General features: G+C 59.1%; 14 protein-coding genes and 2 tRNA genes. 5 read left to right on the forward strand and 11 right to left on the reverse strand.

Annotation, left to right across the window (positions count from 1 at the left end; all coding sequences use genetic code 11):
• Position 1 precedes the first annotated feature (1 nt).
• The 4 genes from Q0U90_RS09530 to Q0U90_RS09545 form a co-directional block, all read right to left on the reverse strand.
• A tRNA-Glu gene (locus Q0U90_RS09530) sits at positions 2-74 on the reverse strand.
• A gap of 49 nt (positions 75-123) precedes the next feature.
• Positions 124-195: transfer RNA gene (locus Q0U90_RS09535), tRNA-Gln, on the reverse strand.
• Between the two features lie 68 nt (positions 196-263).
• Positions 264-1748 (reverse strand): glutamate--tRNA ligase, encoded by a 1485-nt coding sequence (gene gltX, locus Q0U90_RS09540; protein ID WP_297454208.1) that lies wholly within the window; start codon positions 1746-1748, stop codon positions 264-266.
• A 63-nt stretch (positions 1749-1811) separates the two neighbouring features.
• Positions 1812-2525, reverse strand: coding sequence for a TIM barrel protein (locus Q0U90_RS09545; protein ID WP_297454211.1), 714 nt, complete (start codon positions 2523-2525; stop codon positions 1812-1814).
• On the opposite strand from Q0U90_RS09545, the gene Q0U90_RS09550 reads away from it, so the two are divergent.
• Positions 2524-3246 carry an SDR family oxidoreductase gene (locus tag Q0U90_RS09550; RefSeq protein WP_297454214.1) on the forward strand — a complete coding sequence of 241 codons (723 nt, stop codon included), beginning with the start codon at positions 2524-2526 and terminating at the stop codon, positions 3244-3246. The genes Q0U90_RS09545 and Q0U90_RS09550 overlap by 2 nt on opposite strands.
• A gap of 56 nt (positions 3247-3302) precedes the next feature.
• On the forward strand, positions 3303-4517 hold the full coding sequence (locus tag Q0U90_RS09555) for an isochorismate synthase (protein ID WP_297454216.1): 1215 nt from the start codon (positions 3303-3305) through the stop codon (positions 4515-4517).
• A gap of 11 nt (positions 4518-4528) precedes the next feature.
• On the opposite strand, the gene Q0U90_RS09560 is transcribed toward Q0U90_RS09555, so the two are convergent.
• The 3 genes from Q0U90_RS09560 to Q0U90_RS09570 all read right to left on the reverse strand — a co-directional run bounded on the left by Q0U90_RS09560 (position 4529) and on the right by Q0U90_RS09570 (position 7878).
• Complete coding sequence (locus Q0U90_RS09560; RefSeq protein ID WP_297454219.1) at positions 4529-5317, reverse strand: fumarylacetoacetate hydrolase family protein; 789 nt, start codon at positions 5315-5317, stop codon at positions 4529-4531.
• A 65-nt stretch (positions 5318-5382) separates the two neighbouring features.
• Positions 5383-5970, reverse strand: a complete 588-nt coding sequence (locus tag Q0U90_RS09565) for a 3'-5' exonuclease (protein ID WP_297454222.1) — start codon at positions 5968-5970, stop codon at positions 5383-5385.
• A gap of 33 nt (positions 5971-6003) precedes the next feature.
• Positions 6004-7878, reverse strand: a complete 1875-nt coding sequence (locus tag Q0U90_RS09570) for a DUF294 nucleotidyltransferase-like domain-containing protein (protein ID WP_297454225.1) — start codon at positions 7876-7878, stop codon at positions 6004-6006.
• A 61-nt stretch (positions 7879-7939) separates the two neighbouring features.
• Here Q0U90_RS09570 and Q0U90_RS09575 point away from each other — a divergent pair, with 61 nt between their 5' ends.
• Positions 7940-8593: a DUF664 domain-containing protein gene (locus Q0U90_RS09575; RefSeq protein WP_297454228.1), complete on the forward strand. Its 654-nt coding sequence runs from the start codon at positions 7940-7942 to the stop codon at positions 8591-8593.
• 46 nt (positions 8594-8639) lie between these two features.
• On the opposite strand, the gene Q0U90_RS09580 is transcribed toward Q0U90_RS09575, so the two are convergent.
• From Q0U90_RS09580 to Q0U90_RS09590, 3 genes are all read right to left on the reverse strand, one after another.
• A complete protein-coding gene (locus Q0U90_RS09580; protein WP_297454278.1) occupies positions 8640-9656 on the reverse strand; it encodes a 3-isopropylmalate dehydrogenase in 1017 nt (338 codons plus the stop codon).
• Positions 9657-9723: 67 nt separating this feature from the next.
• Positions 9724-11232: an HNH endonuclease signature motif containing protein gene (locus Q0U90_RS09585; RefSeq protein ID WP_297454231.1), complete on the reverse strand. Its 1509-nt coding sequence runs from the start codon at positions 11230-11232 to the stop codon at positions 9724-9726.
• Between the two features lie 226 nt (positions 11233-11458).
• Positions 11459-12973, reverse strand: coding sequence for an acetyl-CoA hydrolase/transferase family protein (locus Q0U90_RS09590; RefSeq protein WP_297454234.1), 1515 nt, complete (start codon positions 12971-12973; stop codon positions 11459-11461).
• A 289-nt stretch (positions 12974-13262) separates the two neighbouring features.
• On the opposite strand from Q0U90_RS09590, the gene Q0U90_RS09595 reads away from it, so the two are divergent.
• Both Q0U90_RS09595 and Q0U90_RS09600 read left to right on the forward strand, forming a co-directional pair.
• Entirely contained in the window at positions 13263-14354 is a 1092-nt protein-coding gene (locus Q0U90_RS09595) for a GTP-binding protein (RefSeq protein ID WP_297454237.1), read from the forward strand.
• A 163-nt stretch (positions 14355-14517) separates the two neighbouring features.
• Positions 14518-16020, forward strand: a complete 1503-nt coding sequence (locus tag Q0U90_RS09600) for an acetyl-CoA hydrolase/transferase family protein (RefSeq protein WP_297454241.1) — start codon at positions 14518-14520, stop codon at positions 16018-16020.
• Positions 16021-16113: 93 nt separating this feature from the next.
• Here Q0U90_RS09600 and serA read toward each other — a convergent pair whose 3' ends face one another.
• Positions 16114-17709 carry a phosphoglycerate dehydrogenase gene (gene serA / locus Q0U90_RS09605; RefSeq protein ID WP_297454244.1) on the reverse strand — a complete coding sequence of 532 codons (1596 nt, stop codon included), beginning with the start codon at positions 17707-17709 and terminating at the stop codon, positions 16114-16116.
• Between the last annotated feature and the right edge of the window lie 27 nt (positions 17710-17736).

A 17736-nucleotide genomic window follows, 5' to 3' on the forward strand; every position in this document is an offset into this window, starting at 1 on the left:
GTACCCCGTACGGGATTTGAACCCGTGTTACCGCCGTGAGAGGGCGGCGTCCTAGGCCGCTAGACGAACGGGGCTTAGAACTTTGCAGTTAGTGAATACATCCAACAATGAATTTCTTCACTGCTGGCCTACCAGGACTCGAACCTAGAATGACGGTACCAGAAACCGTAGTGTTGCCAATTACACCATAGGCCATCGCTGCTGAACGCAACGAGGAATAATATAGCCAATTTGCTCCGACTAGAGCAAATCACCTGGTCAGGCTAATTTCCCTGCCACGGAGTCACCTCGAGCGCCTTGCGCAGTCGGCCCAGGCTGCGGCTGCGCCCAAGCAGTTCCATGGACTCGAACAGCGGAGGAGACACCTGCGCACCAGTTACGGCCACGCGCACCGGACCGAAAGCCTTGCGTGGCTTCAGCTCCAGGTCCTCGATGAGGGACTTCTGAAGTGCAGCTTCGAGCTTCTCAGTGACGAATTCCTCTTCGCTGAGCGGCTCCACCGCTGCGATAGTGGCCTCCAGCACTGCGACGGCCTCTTCCTTGAAGTTACGGCGTGCCGAGCGCTCGTCGAAGGTGAACTCGTCCTCTTCGACGACCAGGAACTTCGAGAGGTCCCAGGCGTCGGAAAGCGTCTTCACACGGGTCTGCAGCAGCGTTGCCAGGAAAGCGAAACTATCCGCCGGGTAGTCGGCCGGGAAGTCGAAGTGGCTTTCCAGGTACGTGCGCAGACGCTGTTCGAAGTCCTTCGGATCGAGCATGCGAATGTGGTCGGCGTTGATGGCGTCGGCCTTCTTCTGGTCGAAGCGGGCCGGGTTGGAGAGCACATCGTGGATGTCGAAGGCCTTGACCATCTCGTCCATTGTGAAGATGTCCTGGTCACCGTCCATCGACCAACCCAGCAGTGCCAGGTAGTTCAGCAGACCCTCGCGGATGAAACCGTTATCGCGGTGGATGAAGAGGTTGGACTGCGGGTCGCGCTTGGACAGCTTCTTGTTGCCCTCGCCCATCACGAATGGCAGGTGGCCGAATTCCGGGGTGAACTTAGCGACACCGATGCGCTTCAGGGACTCATAGAGAGCAATCTGTCGCGGAGTCGATGGCAGCAGGTCCTCACCACGCAGTACGTGAGTGATTTCCATCAGGGCATCGTCGACTGGGTTGACCAAGGTGTAGAGCGGCTCACCGTTGGAGCGCGCGATGACGAAGTCCGGGACCAGGCCGGCCTTGAACTCAATGCGACCGCGAACGAGGTCCTCGAAGACAATGTCCTCATCTGGCATGCGCAGGCGGATCACCGGCTTGCGGCCCTCCGCACGGAAGGCTTCCTTCTGCTCCTCGGTGAGGTTGCGGTCGTAGTTGTCGTAGCCCAGCTTCGGGTCACGACCAGCGGCCTTGTGGCGCTCTTCGACTTCCTCAGCGGTGGAGAAAGCCTCGTAGGCCTCACCGGCGTCGATAAGGCGCTGCAGAACATCGGCGTAGATGTCCTTACGCTGCGACTGGCGGTACGGGCCGTGCGGGCCGCCGACATCAATGCCTTCATCCCAGTCAATACCGAGCCAATTAAGGGCCTCAATGATTGCCTGGTAGGACTCTTCGGAGTCGCGAGCAGCATCGGTATCTTCGATGCGGAAGACCAGCTTGCCGCCGGTGTGACGGGCATAAGCCCAGTTGAACAGGGCGGTGCGGATGAGGCCAACGTGCGGGGTACCGGTTGGCGACGGGCAAAAGCGTACGCGAACATCTGACATGCTTTCCCACGATACCCGCCCTCCCACCTGCAGGCATGCATAGGGGTTCAGGCATACACAGGGCTACGGAGTCCACTCCCCCGCCACTTCACCGCTGTACCCGGCGGCGTACAGCCTCTCAACCCACCTCTTCAGCGGCACCTCGCCCGTGCCCGGCGCGCCACGGCCTGGGAAATCGGCAATCTGGACGTGCGCCGGCAGACTCACTCTTCCAGTCTCCACATCAGCGAGCCAAGCATCCACATCGACGCCATTAGCCGCAAAATGGTAAAAGTCCGCGAGCACGCCAGCACCAGTCTGTTGAGCTAGTTCCTCGGCTTGCCAAGGATTGGTAATGGGGTAATCGTCCATCCCGGACAGTGGCTCAATCAATGCGCGAACCCCACTGAGCTCCAGCTGTTCAGTGATCTCAGTTAGCCTCTGCACCTGCAAATCCGTTAGCTCCCCCGAGCGCCCCAGTAGCACATTTGAACATTTCAGTCCCGTCGCCCGCGCGATCTGGCTGACTGCCTCGAGGTGCCCCGCAGGCAGCCCATCACCATCGAGCACTCCCCGCTGCCCCGCTGCCATATCGCCACCCCACAAGTTCATGGCATAAAGACGCAAGCCGTCGTCAAAGAGGTCGCAGAAAGCGGAAACCTCATCGGGGGCGGGCACAGCGAGGTCAAATGGCCACCAGAATTCCACGGCCGCATAGCCGTCGTCACGCGCGGCGCGGACGGCACCCTGCGGGGACATGTGTGCGTAGACCGTAGAACAGTTAATAATAGTGCTCATGACCAAGACGGTAATAGTAACTGGTGGTGGCGCGGGCATTGGCCGTGAAATTGCTCTGACCTTCGCCGCCGATGGCTGGCATGTGCATATCTGTGGCAGGCGTGTCGACGCGCTGGAGGCCGTCGCTACGGAAGCGGACAACATCACCTACTCGAGGTGTGACATCACCGATCCTGAGCAGGTCCGTGCGATGTTTGATGAGGCGCAGGCGGCTACGGGCACTATTGATGTTGCGGTGCTCAATGCGGGACTGCCCGGCACGCCCGCGGAGTTCGGTGAGACCAATATCGAGGACTTCCGCGCGGTTATCGACACGAATGTGGTTGGCTCTTTCCTGTGTGCACGCGAGGCGTTTTCGCGGATGAAGACGGGGCGCGAGGGGAAGTCAGGGCGCGAGGGCGGCCGAATCCTGGTCAATTGTTCCATCGCCGCACAGGTGCCAAGGGCACATACGGCGGCGTACGCGACGTCGAAAAGCGCGCTGGCGGGGATGACCCATGTACTCGCCCTCGACGGACGCGAGTACGGCATTACGGCAACGCGTATTGACATCGGCAATGTGCAGACTGACCTGCTGGGAACGTTCACCGGCAGCGAGCCGATGTTCGATGCCAAACAGGCTGCGGAGACTTTCCTCTACGCCGCAAATCTGCCGTCGAATGCCGTCATTGACCAGCTCACGATTACCGCTGCCGGTATGCCCTTTTTGGGTAGGGGTTAGCCTGCCCTTTAAACTGGAGCAGAACCGGGTTTAGATTGAGGAGGCGGGTTAGGGCTATGTCCATGGAAAACCACCCCTCTCTGGGCGGCGACGACGAACAGAAGAAACAGGATAACCCTGCAGCGACGCCGAAACGCTCCACCCGCTGGGACACCTCGCGACCAACCACTGCACCGGACTTTTTGCTCTCCCGGGCACACGGTTCCATCCGCACTCAGGGTATTGAGGAGCAGCTTTCCGACCCCTGGCTCGCGGCCGAGGGGCTGCATTCCGGCATTCACAAGATGGTGGTCGGTGCGCTCCCCTTCGACCTGGACAAGCCCGCTGCGCTGACCGTTCCCCGCGAGGTCATCCGCTCCACACAGCCGCTGGAGCCACCCGCGCACTACCGCTGGAACGCACCAAAGCCTCACGCTCACATCGTCGCGTACGATCCCCCACTCGATGAGCACGCCGAGCGCATCGCAGCAGCCATCCGCACCATCGAATATTCGGCGCTGGAAAAGGTCGTGCTCGCGCGCGCTGTGGAACTCGAAATCGATCCGCCGATCGACCCGCTCCTACTCGCATCACGGCTTATCGACGGATCACCCAACCGCGATGGCTTTGTCGTGGACCTCTCCCCCGCCGGTTCCGATTATGAAGGCAAGTTGCTCATCGGTTCCTCCCCAGAGATGCTGGTCCGCCGCACGGGCGACATCGTTGAGGCTTTTCCCTTGGCAGGATCGCTGCCGAGGTCACGGAATGAAGAGGTGGACCGGGCGACGGCGCGTCGTTTAGCGGATTCGCGCAAGAACCTGGATGAGCATGCCTTTGTCGTCGACGACATTGCCGACAACCTGGCGCCGCTGTGCAGTTCGTTGGATGTTCCGGATAGCCCCGAGCTGATGAGCACCGCTGAGATGTGGCACTTGGCCACGCATATCCGTGGTCGGCTGAAGGATCCATCATTGTCCGCGCTGGACCTGGCCCTGGTGGTGCATCCGACACCGGCTATTTGTGGCACGCCGACGGAATCGGCCTTCGGTGTTATTCAGGCTGTAGAGACCGACCGCGGCTTCTACTCCGGCGCTGTCGGCTGGTGCGATGAGAATGGTGACGGTGAGTTCGTGGTCTCCATTCGCTGCGCCGAAATCGACACCGAAGGGTCCGTGGCACGACTATGGGCCGGAGGCGGCATTGTGTCGCACTCCGACCCAGAAGAAGAAGTCACGGAGACCAGCGCCAAGATGGGCACTGTGCTCCGCGCTTTTGGAGTTAAGGGCGGGTAAGCCCTAGCAGCTTAAGCCCGCTCCACCGGGTTGGCCAGCTTGCCGATGCCCGGAATCTCAATCTCGATGCGGTCGCCCGGGAACATCGCGGCAGTACCGGCCGGCGAACCGGTGCAGATGACATCACCCGGCAGCAGAGTAATCGAGGCAGTGATGAACTCGATGATCTCTGGGATGGACATAATCATCTGGTTGGAGTTGGAGTCCTGCTTGGTCTCCGTCACACCCTCGTGAGTCAGATGCGCCTTAATCGGCAGCTCGTTGTAATCCAGCTCCGTCTGGATCCACGGGCCGAGCGGGCAGAAGGTGTCGATACCCTTTGCGCGCGCCCACTGACCGTCGGCGAACTGCAGGTCACGGGAGGAAACATCGTTGACGATGGTGTATCCGAAGATTACATCGTGAGCGTCTTCCTTCTTCACGTTCTTGCACGGCTTGCCAATAATCAGCGCCAGCTCGCCCTCAAACTCGACGTTGGTGGCGAAATCCGGAATGCGAATCGGCGCTTCCGGGCCAATGACGGCCGTCGGCGGCTTGATGAACATCGTTGGCGGCAGCGATTCTGCCGACTTCTTGAACACCTCGGCAACGTGGTCAGCGTAGTTACGACCAATAGCGATGACCTTCGATGGCAGCATCGGGGCGAGCAGACGTACGTCGGCGAGCGGCCAGGATCGACCGGTCTTATTCAGCTGACCGAAGGGGTGTCCCTCAATCTCGTGCAAAGTGACTTCATTGCCTTCGCCCTCGACGAGCGCGAAGCACATGCCCTCTGGGTGGGCGATTCGAGCAATACGCATAAAAATAGGGTACACGTCACATTGCGATAGTTATGCAACGACCCCCACTCCCTAATACTTGAGCTTTAAACCCCACGCGATTCCTGCGCGAGCCACACCAACGCACAAGCCAGTGCATCGTTGAACGCATGGTGCGCCTTGAAACGCGGAATCCCGTACTTGTCGCAGAGTGACCACAACCGCAGCTCATCGCGCACCGGCTCGCGGTTTGCCCGCAAAATGGCGTCATACTCACGCGTCATGGTGTCCGCCACCGGCACATCAAAGCGCGCATCAAAGTACTTTCGACACAACGGATCTAAGAACCCAACTTCCATCCGCGCGTAATGCGCCAGCAGCTTCCGTCCACGCAGTGCTTCCAACAGCTTGCCGACGGCTACCTCTGCGTCCACACCGGTTGCGACCATGTCGTCGGTAAGCCCATGCACCGTCGCTGACTCGCCGACGCTCACCTCCTCGCGCTCTGGGCGGATGAGGAGGTGGCCCGACTCTTCCAGCACGATGTCGCGGCCTTCCACCGCGACCCAGCCAATGGAGAGCAGCTGATCCTTGGCCGGATCCAGGCCGGTGGTTTCCACATCGACCGCGAGCCAGGCGTTGTCGCGGATGGGTGCGTCTAGGAGTTTCTTGCGGGGTTTGAAAAATCTCAACATGATTCATTCACACAGCTAGCTCACACAGCGCTCTCACGACATCGCCCGGATCGGATACTTCGCCCCGAGACTTTGCTGCAACTTGCGGATAACGCCGAACGCATCGCGCAAGTGCTCCCGTTCCAGGCTGGACAGGCGCTTCGGATAGATGTGATTATTCGACTGCTCCCCCGCGTTGAACTGTGCCTGCTGGTGGTGAAGCTGCACCGTGCACAGGAACTCGAACGCATCGGCCAGATCCTGGGCACCTTGACGACTCACGCTTCCGGCACCTGCACTAGCCGCCAAGCGGTCACGTGTTGACAACTGTGGCAACCCGGCGGCAACGGTAAATAGGCGCGCCATCTGCACCACCGCGGCAGTTCCACCCTTTTTGATGTCCAGGGTTTCCGCGTGCTCCCCGCCCTTTTCCAACACTAGGCCACGGAAGAACCCGAGCGGTGGTTCCCGCCAGGCCGCGAGCTTAGCCAAGTGCGCGTGCAAACGCGGCGAATTCTGCGCCAACGGCAAGTACGCTGCGCGAAGGTCCTCCACTAGTTGCACATCACCAGCTACGCCACGCATGTCAAAGAAGGTCTGCGCATGCAACAGCGCCTCTGCCTCCGGCGCAGTGATCCACCCATGGAAAGTGCGCAACCACTGCGACTTAGTCATCCTCCACGCGGGATTGCTGGCCATCATGTTCCCTGGACAGAGCGGATAACCGACTCGGTCGAGGTTGGTGCAAATTTCGTCGCAAAGCGCAGCGAAATAGTCGGCGTGAACGTCGGCGTCGTAGTCATCGGCGAGGACCAGCGCATTGTCCTGATCGGATGCAAGGCCCATTTCCCCGCGCCCATGCGAACCCAGTACCGCAAACGCGTAGCTGACCGGTGGCGGCCCGAGCTTTTCCTCTGCCAGCGCAACCAAGCGCCGGGTGACCGCATCGGCAACGGCGGTCAGCAGCTTGGCAACTTCCTCCCCGGAGTCACCCCGGTCAATAAACCGACCGACGATCCGCCGCGCATTCTGAGCAATTTCCGCGATCTCCGAAATGTCACTCTTTCGAGCCAGCGTCGCCGTCGCATACACGGGATCGGTGTGCAGACTGCGTAGGAGATCACCAATGACAATCATGCCGACCACTCGTATCCCGTCATGCACCGGCAGGTGGTGGTAGCCGCGCTCGGCCATCAGCAGCATGGCTTCAAAAACCAGCAGGTCGGGGCTAATGGTTTCCGGGTTCTCGGTCATCACTTCGCTTACGAGCGTCACCGCCGACTTGGCTTCTGCCAGCACCCTGCGCCGGAGGTCACGGTCGGTGATGATGCCAACGAGTGGGCTCTGATTAGCGCCTGCAGACTCCATCACCAGCAGACTGGAGACATTCCGCTCGGTCATAATCTGTGCAGCCTCTTGCACTGTCGCGTCAGCACTGCAGGTCACCAACGATGTTTCCATCAGGTCCGCGACGCGTGTGCGCAACGACTCCGACGCCGCAGTGCTCCGCAGCTTCGAGGCCACTGCACGAATCCTCGCATTCTCACCGCCGTAGTAGCGTCGGACCTCAACAAACTGCTCGGTGAGCTGGTCAAAGACTTCCTTGGAGATCACCAGGAATACGCAATCCTCCACCGCCGTCATCGTGTACAGCGAGGGGTCACTGCTGAGCAGCGTCGAGTAGCCGAAGTGATCGCCCACATCGCGCCTGTCCAGCAGAGTGCCCGCTGGGTCAAAGAGGTCCACCATGCCAGAGCGGATAATGAAACAGCTGTTATTATCCGCACCCGCTCGAATAACCTCCGTACCACGACGCGCATACTGCATGGTCAAAAGCGGTGGAATGGTCGCACGCTCTTCATCGGTGAGATCCGAAAAGGGGCGAGTGTGGCTGAGGAAGTCTGTAATCTCCGCAAGCTCGACGGTCATGGGGTCAATTATCCCCTATTTTTGCTCCCAATAGGAGTGATTTGCGGGAATACTTGACCTTATGACCGATTCCACACACAGCGCTTCAACAAATCCCGAATGGCCACTCGACGCCCACATCCTTAGCAGGATGGACAAGCTCGCGGCACTCGTCGCCACGCTTGACGACGACACTTTCAATGCATCCCTCCCCATCCCAGCCATTAACTCCCTGGCCGTGCTGCTGCGCCATGTGACCGGATCCGCGCGCTACTGGCTCGAGCGAGTCTGCCTCGGGCGTGATTATGTTCGCGACCGCGACGGTGAATTTTCCGCTCATAGCAGTGTTGCGGAAGGGCTGGAGATTTACCGCCGCGACCGCGCAGCCATTGAGTCGGCGCTGGTGGAGTTACAAAGTGTGGACCGCTCTAGCGCTCCCGCCGTCATCCCCACCGATAAGGATCGCTGGTGGTGCGGCAGCATCGAAGGCGTGATTGTGCACGTCTTCCACGAGGCGGCTCAGCACCTGGGACATGCGGAGATCACGAGGGATGCGCTAGTGGCGGGGTTGGGAGGGAATGGTCCCGATGACGGCGCAAGAAGCTCATCCCCACACACACTTGACACCATCATCGATGTGCTAGCCCAGATCGGACATGCGTCAGACTTCATCGAGCACACTGCCGACGGTAGGACACGCATCACTACCGTCGATGGCAAGACCGTGATTGTCTAGCCCCTCTCCTATTTTTACTGCACTACTTCGTGCACTACCGCATGCACTACTTCAAAGCAGCCGCAATACGGTCGCCGACCTCAGTGGTCTTAATCGGCCCATCACCACGGTTGGCCATGTCAGCTTCCACAGCTGCTTCGATACGCTGAGCATCTTCCTCGCGACCTAGGTGGCGCAACATCATCGCACCCGACAGAATGGCTGCGGTCGGATCAGCAATGCCCTTGCCAGCAATGTCTGGTGCGGAGCCGTGAACGGGCTCGAACATGGACGGGTTGGTATTGGAAGCGTCAATGTTGCCGGACGCAGCCAGACCAATACCGCCTGACACTGCACCAGCTTCATCGGTAATGATGTCGCCGAAGAGGTTGTCGGTGACAATGACGTCGAAACGCGAAGGATTAGTGACGAGGTAAATCGTCGCAGCGTCGATGTGCGAGTAATCGACATCTACCTCTGGGTATTCCTTAGCCACCTCATCGACCGTGCGCTGCCACATACCGCCGCCGTGCACCAGCACATTGGTCTTGTGGACAAGCGTCAGCTTCTTGCGGCGGGTCATAGCCAGCTCGAAGGCGTAGCGAACAACGCGCTCAGCACCGAAGCGGGTATTGACGGAGGTCTCATTGGCAACCTCGTGTGGCGTGCCGACGCGAATCGCGCCACCGTTACCGGTGTAGGCACCCTCGGTCCCTTCGCGGACGACCACGAAATCAATTTCGCCCGGGTTCTTCAGCGGAGACTCAACCCCCGGGAAGAGCTTGGACGGACGCAGGTTCACGTGGTGATCCAGCGCGAAGCGCATCTTCAGCAGCAGACCGCGCTCGAGCACTCCCGGAGGAACGTTTGCCGGGTCACCAATGGCACCGAGCAGGATAGCGTCGTGCTCACGCAGGGAGTCGAGGTCAGCGTCGGTAAGCAGTTCGCCATTGCGCAAGTAGCGACGCGAACCGAGGTCGTACTCGGTAGTGTCAAACTCGCCGATAGCCGCCTTAAGCACCTTCAGCGCCTCTGCCGTAACTTCCGTGCCAATGCCATCACCCGGGATGACGGCAATCTTCAGCTTTCCTGCCTCAGTCATTTTTGAGATACCCTTCTCACTATATGGACATAGTTGAGTGTAGCAGAATCTAAGGCTCGTCCCTGCCACCATCCCCGTCCCCCTCGCCCTTTTCCGCCTTTTGTTGTTCGCGCCGTATATCGCTCCGAACCTTATCCACAAGACCGCGGCGACTGTCATGCAATTTGCGACGCTTCTCATTGTGCTCAGCCAGCGCGGCAGTCTTCTTTTCTGTCTGCGAGGCAAAGGTATACCGACCATGTCCCGTGTGCGCCTTATCCGACCTTGCAAATGGCCCCTCATCACAAGAGAGGAACGTCCAGGCTTCCACCCCATCGTCACCCCTGACTACCCGCCACATACCCGCAGTTTTGAGGTTGTGATGCCGTCGACAAAGGCAGTGCAGATTCTCTGTGTGAGTAGCTCCTTCCTTTTGCCGCTCGCCGTCGGAAAGGTCGTGGTCAAACTCAACAATATGGTCGATGTCGCACTTTTCCGCAGGGACATCGCACCCAGGAAAACTACACACGCCGTCACGGGCTCGCACGAATGCGCGTTGAGACTCGGAGGGTCGATAGCCTTCGACCTCGCTGTCCCCCAGCACCCGCAATGCAGACACTCGTTTCAACCAGGACTCGGCCACCAACGGCGAGAGCCAACCGGCACCAGCCAGCCATACTGGAGTATTTTCAGGCTCACCATCCGCCCCGGGAGTGAGCACCCGAAAGAGCTCCAGATTCACCTCCACGTCGCAGCTCCCGCGCAGCGCATGCATGAAGGCAACCGCGCGGCTTACTTTCATCTTCGCTGCCACTGCGTCAATGACTGCAAGCGCTTCCACCGCATGATGCCGCTCCAGCACGACTGTCAACGTCGTAGCCCCAGCATCTCCACGCTCATCGACTGCGACGAATTCTCGAGCAGTCATACGGTCACCAAAATAGTCAATCGCCGCAGCTTGCACATCCCTCACCTCAGGAGAATCCGCGGGATCCGCAGCAGTTTCCCCACCCTTCTCAACCTGGTACGCTGCCGCATCAATCGCCGCATCCACGGTCGCCTCGACATTCTGAGCGAGAGCCCTATCAGCATGCACACCAGCCACATCGACATCACGCGGCCGCGCGTCCGGAGCACACTCACCCAGCACACGCTGCACGCGCGTCGCCATCGCCCGCACCCCACGGAGTGCTTCACCGTCCCGCCTCGGCTTAACGACGTCCACGAGCCCCGACGCCACTGCGTCAACTTTGTCATCAGCCACAGGCCGAGTATGTTTGCCAAGCATTGCCAAGTGCTTCACTGACAAATGCCCGCGCTCCTGACACAATTCCGCCAATTGCGGCATGCGCCCGAGCATGTAGCCAATTTCCATATATTTATTAACTTCGGTACGCGAGATCCCCAGCACCACCGACCAGTAAGCCAAATGAGCTTCAACATCGCCGTCATCCGGTGGCGCCAATTGCTGGGCGATAACCACCTGTAAGCGGTTAATTTCCCGCATCACTTCAGCGAGCGGATGCGCCCTCACTTCATGACTGAAGCGAAATTCCCCGCAAGATTCCAACTCTGACATTGCACTGCCCCCTCCCTAACGAGGTCCCCTCACGAACAGTTCTTTATCAATTCGCCCACACCATATCTCCCACCCCGGATTCAACCCCTCACACAAACCCTGAAAATCACCACCAAATTCGAACACCCATTCGAGCCGCAACTAAAAGAAAATCCCGCCCTACGACGCAAACACCGTCGTAAAGCGGGAAGCACACCAGCCGCGCGCTTAAAACACGCCTAGAAACTTAATCAACTGGCTTCATCGAGCCGTTCTCGAGGAAGCGGCGGTGGAAGTCGTAGGAAGTGCCCAGGTCATGCGGGGTGTGCATGAACGGGGTGGCCTTCTCAGCACGCTCGACATACTCGAGCAGCGCCTCCTTGTACATCGGGTGAGCACACTTCTCGATAATAAGGCGGGAGCGCTGACGCGGAGCCAGACCACGCAGGTCAGCCAGACCCTGCTCGGTGATGATGACCATCACATCATGCTCAGTGTGGTCAACATGAGAGACCATCGGCACGATTGCGGAAATGTCACCATTCTTAGCCAGCGACGGGGACACGAACGACGAGATGTAGGCATTACGGGTGAAGTCACCGGAACCACCAATGCCGTTCATCATGCGAGAGCCAGCCACATGGGTGGAGTTGACGTTGCCGTAGATGTCAGCCTCAATCATGCCGTTAGTGGTAATCAGGCCCATACGGCGAGTCAGCCCCGGATTGTTAGAGATATCCTGCGGACGCAGGACAATCTTTTCACGATAGTCAGCAGCATTCTCGTTCATACGAGCTGCATACTCCGGCGACAGCGAGAATGCGGTACCGGAAGCCATGGTCAGCTTGCCAGCATCCATCAGGTCAATCATGCCGTCCTGAATGACCTCGGTGAAGGACATCAGGTTCTCATACTTGGAGTCCAGCAGACCTGCAAGCACGGCGTTCGGGATGTTGCCAACCCCAGACTGCATCGGCAGCAGGTTCTCCGGCAAGCGACCAGCCTTAACCTCACCATCGAGGAAGTCGAGCAGGTAGCCCGCAATCGCCTTGGAGTCATCATCCAGCGGCTTGAAAGCAGAGTTGCGGTCCTCGGCGTTGGTCTCAACGACTGCAACAACCTTGTCCACATCAATCGGAACATACGGGGTACCAATACGGTCACCCGGCGTCAAAATCGGAATCTCCTTACGGTTCGGAGGCAGGCCGACGCTGTAGATGTCGTGCATACCCTCGAGATCCTCGGACTGCCAGGAGTTGACCTCAATGATGATTTTTTCAGCAGCATTCAGGTAGGAAACGCTATTGCCGACCGAGGAAGACAGAATCAGGGAGCCATCAGCCTTGATGCGAACAGCTTCAACCACAGCGACATTAACCGGACCAAAGAAGCCCTGCTCAGTCATTGGACCTGAGTGCGACAAGTGAATATCGCTGTAGAAGGCGTCGCCTGCGTTAATGCGGTTACGCATTGCCGGGTCGGACTGGTATGGCATTCGCCACTCAACACCATTGGCCTTAGCCAGCGCACCGTCGAGCTCGGGCGCAGTAGAAGCACCAGTCAAGACCTTAATCTTGAATTCCTCACCACGTTCGTGAGCGGCCTCCATACGCTCAGCGAGAGCCGGTGGAACAACCTTCGGATAACCGGCACCGGTAAACCCAGCAAAGCCCACCATGTCTCCGTGGTTGATGAACTGCGCCGCCTCCTGCGCGGTCATCACCTTGGATTTGAGACCAGCATGGGCAATACGATCTGACATGAACTCACCTTTCTATATCCCCCCAACGCGACTATTGGGGGTAGCGCTACGAACACCGAAGCACACCCCCAACCCTATCAATGAAGCGGTTAGCGCCTTTCATTCGAAAGTCTGAAAACGCCCCCATTTTAGGCACACTCCACGCGCCACTAACGCCGACTACAACACCGTTTTATGCTTCACGTCACAGCCGACCAAAGATCGGTAGCGCAACACACTCCGAGGCCTCCCAGCTTCCAACCTGCAAACCTTTTATTGATAACCATTTTCAGTACGTTAATCTTGTCGAGTGACTTCTACTGAATCTTTTGATACCCCCGACAAAACCACTCCCGACGAAACCACTCCCGTCACCGTCCTGTCCGGATTTCTGGGCGCCGGCAAGACCACCCTCCTGAACAGCCTCCTGGCTAACTCGCAAGGGCGCAAGATTGCGGTCATTGTCAACGACTTCTCGGAAGTCAACGTCGATGCCGCACTCATCGAGCAGGGAACCTATCTCGAACGCGGCGAAGACCGCTTTATCGAAATGTCCAACGGCTGCATCTGCTGCACGCTTCGAGATGACCTTGTTGACAACGTCGGCAAGCTCGCACGGAGCGGCAAATTCGAGCACATCGTCATCGAATCCACCGGCATCTCCGAACCCATGCCTGTCGCCGCCACCTTCGAGTGGGAGTTTGATGACGGCCGTCGTCTCGCAGACATCGCCCCCATCGACACCATGGTCACGCTCGTCGATGCTTCGACATTCCTCGACAGCCTACGGCAGGGGCGCGCACTGCCTGACGACGAGCGTACCGTCGCTGACCTCCTTGTCGACCAAGTGGAATTCGCCGACCTCATCCTCATCACCAAATCCGACCTCGCCGGCGAAAACCTCACCGGCGGCACCGAGGAAACCATCCGCGCGATGAACCCCCGAGCACGCATCCTCCGCGTGACCAATGGTGACATCGCCACCGCCGCCATTCTCGACGCATCGCTTTACGACGAAGACACGGCAGCCACTTTCCACGGCTACGCCGAGGAACTCGCGAACCCGCACACTCCGGAAACCGAAGAGTACGGTATTTCCTCCGTTTTCTTCCGCGGTAACCGCCCTTTCGATCGCGAGCGACTGATTAAGGCACTGCGTGGCACAAAGGGGCTCGTACGCCCCAAGGGACATTGTTGGATTTCCGACCGCCTAGAGGTCGCCCACGTGTGGAGCCAGGCAGGGCCAAATCTGAAAATAACCCCTGCTGTCATGTGGGCACAGACAGATGTCCCGCCATCCAACGAAGTTGTACTCATCGGTGTGGAATTTGACCCAGAGGCCACGTTGCAAGCATTCGAGGATGCCATGCTCACCGACGAAGAAGTACAGGCACTGCTATAAGTTGAAACCGCCACAATGCGCAGGAAGAAGCCCCATTAGCGACCACCTGTAACCCTTGTAGTGTCATAAATCACTTCTCGACCTGCGAGTGTGGCAACACACTGTTAGCGCATGCTAGGTTAGGCGACAAAACTAAAGTCGACCAGTCAACTTAGGAGATGACATGTCTGATCGCATCGCACATGCCGGTTTGCGCGGCAAGGTTATGACCGCCGATGAGGCGGCACAGTTTATCAATCACGGTGATGCCCTCGGCATCTCCGGCTTCACCGGCGCTGGCTACCCGAAGGCTCTGCCGACTGCGCTGGCAAATCGAGGCAAGGAACTCCACGCCAAGGGTGAAGAATTCGCTGTCGACATCTACACCGGTGCTTCCACCGCCCCAGACTGTGACGGTGTGATGGCAGAGGCCGACATCATCCGCTACCGCATGCCGTACCAGGGCGACCCGGCACTGCGTAAGTCCATTAACGCAGGCAAGGCAAAGTACCAGGACATCCACCTCTCCCACTCCGCGCTGTACATCGAGCAGGGCTTCCTGCCGATTGACGCTGCCATCGTGGAGGTCACGCGTATCACGGAAGAGGGACACCTGATTCCGTCGTCAAGCGTTGGTAACAACGTCGAGTGGATGGACAACGCCGACAAGATCATACTCGAGGTCAACTCGTGGCAGTCCGAGGAACTCGAGGGCATGCACGACATCTACCGCATCCAGCACCTGCCTAACCGCACGCCGGTGCCGATTAATGCTCCGGGTGACCGTGTCGGTACGCCGTACATCGACATCAACCTGGACAAGGTTGTCGCAGTTGTCGAGACCAACGCTCCGGACCGCAACTCCCCGTTCAAGCCGTTGGATGATACTTCCAAGGCAATTGCCGGTCACTTCCTGGACTTCCTCGAGGGTGAGGTTCGCGCCGGCCGCCTGGCCTACGACCAGTACATTATGCAGTCGGGTGTCGGTAACGTGCCGAATGCCGTGATGGCTGGCCTGCTGGACTCCAAGTTTGAGAACATCAAGGCCTACACCGAGGTTATTCAGGACGGCATGATTGACCTGATTGACGCCGGCAAGATGACTGTCGCATCGGCTACCTCCTTCTCGCTGTCTCCGGAAGCAGCCGAGCGCATGAACAACGAGGCTGCTCGTTACCGCAAGAACATCATCCTGCGCCCGCAGCAGATCTCCAACCACCCGGAGGTTGTCCGCCGCGTTGGTCTGATTGCCACCAACGGCATGATCGAGGCCGATATCTACGGCAACGTCAACTCCACCCACATCAACGGCACCCGCATGATGAACGGCATCGGCGGTTCGGGCGACTTCACCCGTAACGCCTTCGTTTCCTCGTTCATCTCGCCGTCGCTGGCGAAGGACGGTGCGATCTCGACCATCGTGCCGTTCGCATCGCACATTGACCACACTGAGCACGACGCCATGGTCATCATCACTGAGCGTGGCTTCGCTGACCTGCGTGGCCTGGCACCGCGCGATCGCGTCGCCAAGATGATCTCCGTTGCGCACCCGGAGTACCAGCCGCTGCTGGAGGAATACTACGAGCGCGCACTGAAGACCTCCCCGGCAATGTCGACCCCGCACGACCTGCGCACTGCCTTCGACTTCCACGTCAACATGATCGAGAAGGGCTCTATGAAGGGCTAGTAAAACTAGCTGAAAACGCGGCTGAAAAGATTAGCCGGCAAGCAAAAATCCCCTCCAGGCGGAGGGGATTTTTTCATGTGTTAGAGACTGACACTAGTCCAGCTCAAGCTGCAGAGCGTGGGTCGCAGAAATCTCGTCGGCAATCTTCTCGACGAGCTCCTCCGGAACCTCCTTGGAAACGCGCAGCACCAGGATGGCGGTCTTGTCGGCTTCCTGTGGGGACAGAGCAGCGGCCTCAATGTTGATGCCGGACTCACCCAGGGTGGTGGCAACGCGGCCGAGAGCACCCGGAACGTCCTTGTACAGCAGGAACAGGTTGCGGCCCTGAGCACGCATGTCGATGCCACGGCCATTGATGCGGACAATCTTCTCGACGCGGTTCAGGCCGGTGAGGGCACCGACAACGGTGGCAGTGGAGCCGTCGGCACCGATAACCTTGACCTCCAGGACGGAGCGGTGAGAGACGGACTCCGGCTCGGTCTCGACAGTGAAGGTCACGCCACGCTCTTCAGCGATTCGCGGGGCGTTGACGAAGGTAACCGGTTCCTCCACCATGAGGGAGAACAGGCCACGGATTGCGGCCATACCCAGGACGTTTACGTCCTCGGTGTGCAGCTCACCGCGAGCGGTGACCTCAACAGCAGCCGGAGCGCCCTCCAGCAGACCACCTGCAACCAAGCCCAGCTCACGAGCCAGCTCGAGCCACAGGGCAACCTCTTCACCGACAGCGCCACCGGAAACATTGACGGCATCCGGAACGAACTCGCCGGCAAGTGCCAGCAGAACTGATTCGGCAACGTCAGTACCAGCGCGGTCCTGAGCCTCAACCGTGGAGGCACCCAGGTGCGGCGCACAGACGGTCTCCGGCAGGCCGAACAGCGGGGAATCCGTGCACGGCTCGGTCGCGTACACGTCGAAACCAGCACCACGGATGTTGCCAGCCTTAATCGCGTCGGCAAGCGCCTGCTCATCGACGAGACCGCCGCGGGCGGCGTTGATGATGATCTGGCCCTTCTTTGCCTTGCCCAGGAGCTCAGCATCGAACATGCCAGCGGTTTCCTTGGTCTTCGGCAGGTGGATGGTCACGAAATCAGCGCGAGCCATCAGGTCTTCCAGCTCGACCAACTCAACGCCGAGCTGAGCGGCACGAGCCGGGTTAGCGTACGGATCGTACGCAATGATGTTGGTCTCGAAAGCAGCAAGACGCTGCGCAAACAGCTGGCCGATGTGGCCGAAACCGACGATACCGACGGTCTTGCCGAAGATTTCGACGCCCTTGAAGGAAGAGCGCTTCCACTCCCCCTCGCGCAGCGAAGCATCCGCCGCCGGCAGCTGGCGAGCGGTGGCCAACAGCAGCGCAATTGCGTGCTCACACGCGGAGTGAATATTGGAGGTCGGAGCGTTGACAACCATGACACCGCGCTTGGTAGCGGTATCAATGTCGACGTTATCCAGGCCAACGCCGGCACGGCCGACGATCTTCAGATTCGGAGCAGCCTCGAGGACTTCCTGGTCCACGGTGGTAGCGGAGCGGACGAGCAATGCGTCTGCGTCACCAACCGCAGCCAGGAGCTCAGCGCGGTTCGGGCCATCTACCCAACGGACCTCAACGGAATCCCCCAATGCGTCCACGGTGGACTGTGCCAGCTTATCGGCGATGAGGACAACGGGGCGAGCGTTCTGGCTCACAAGCATCTCCTGGTTTGTCTCGAAATA

This window comes from uncultured Corynebacterium sp. (genome assembly GCF_946998835.1).
GTDB lineage: Bacteria > Actinomycetota > Actinomycetes > Mycobacteriales > Mycobacteriaceae > Corynebacterium.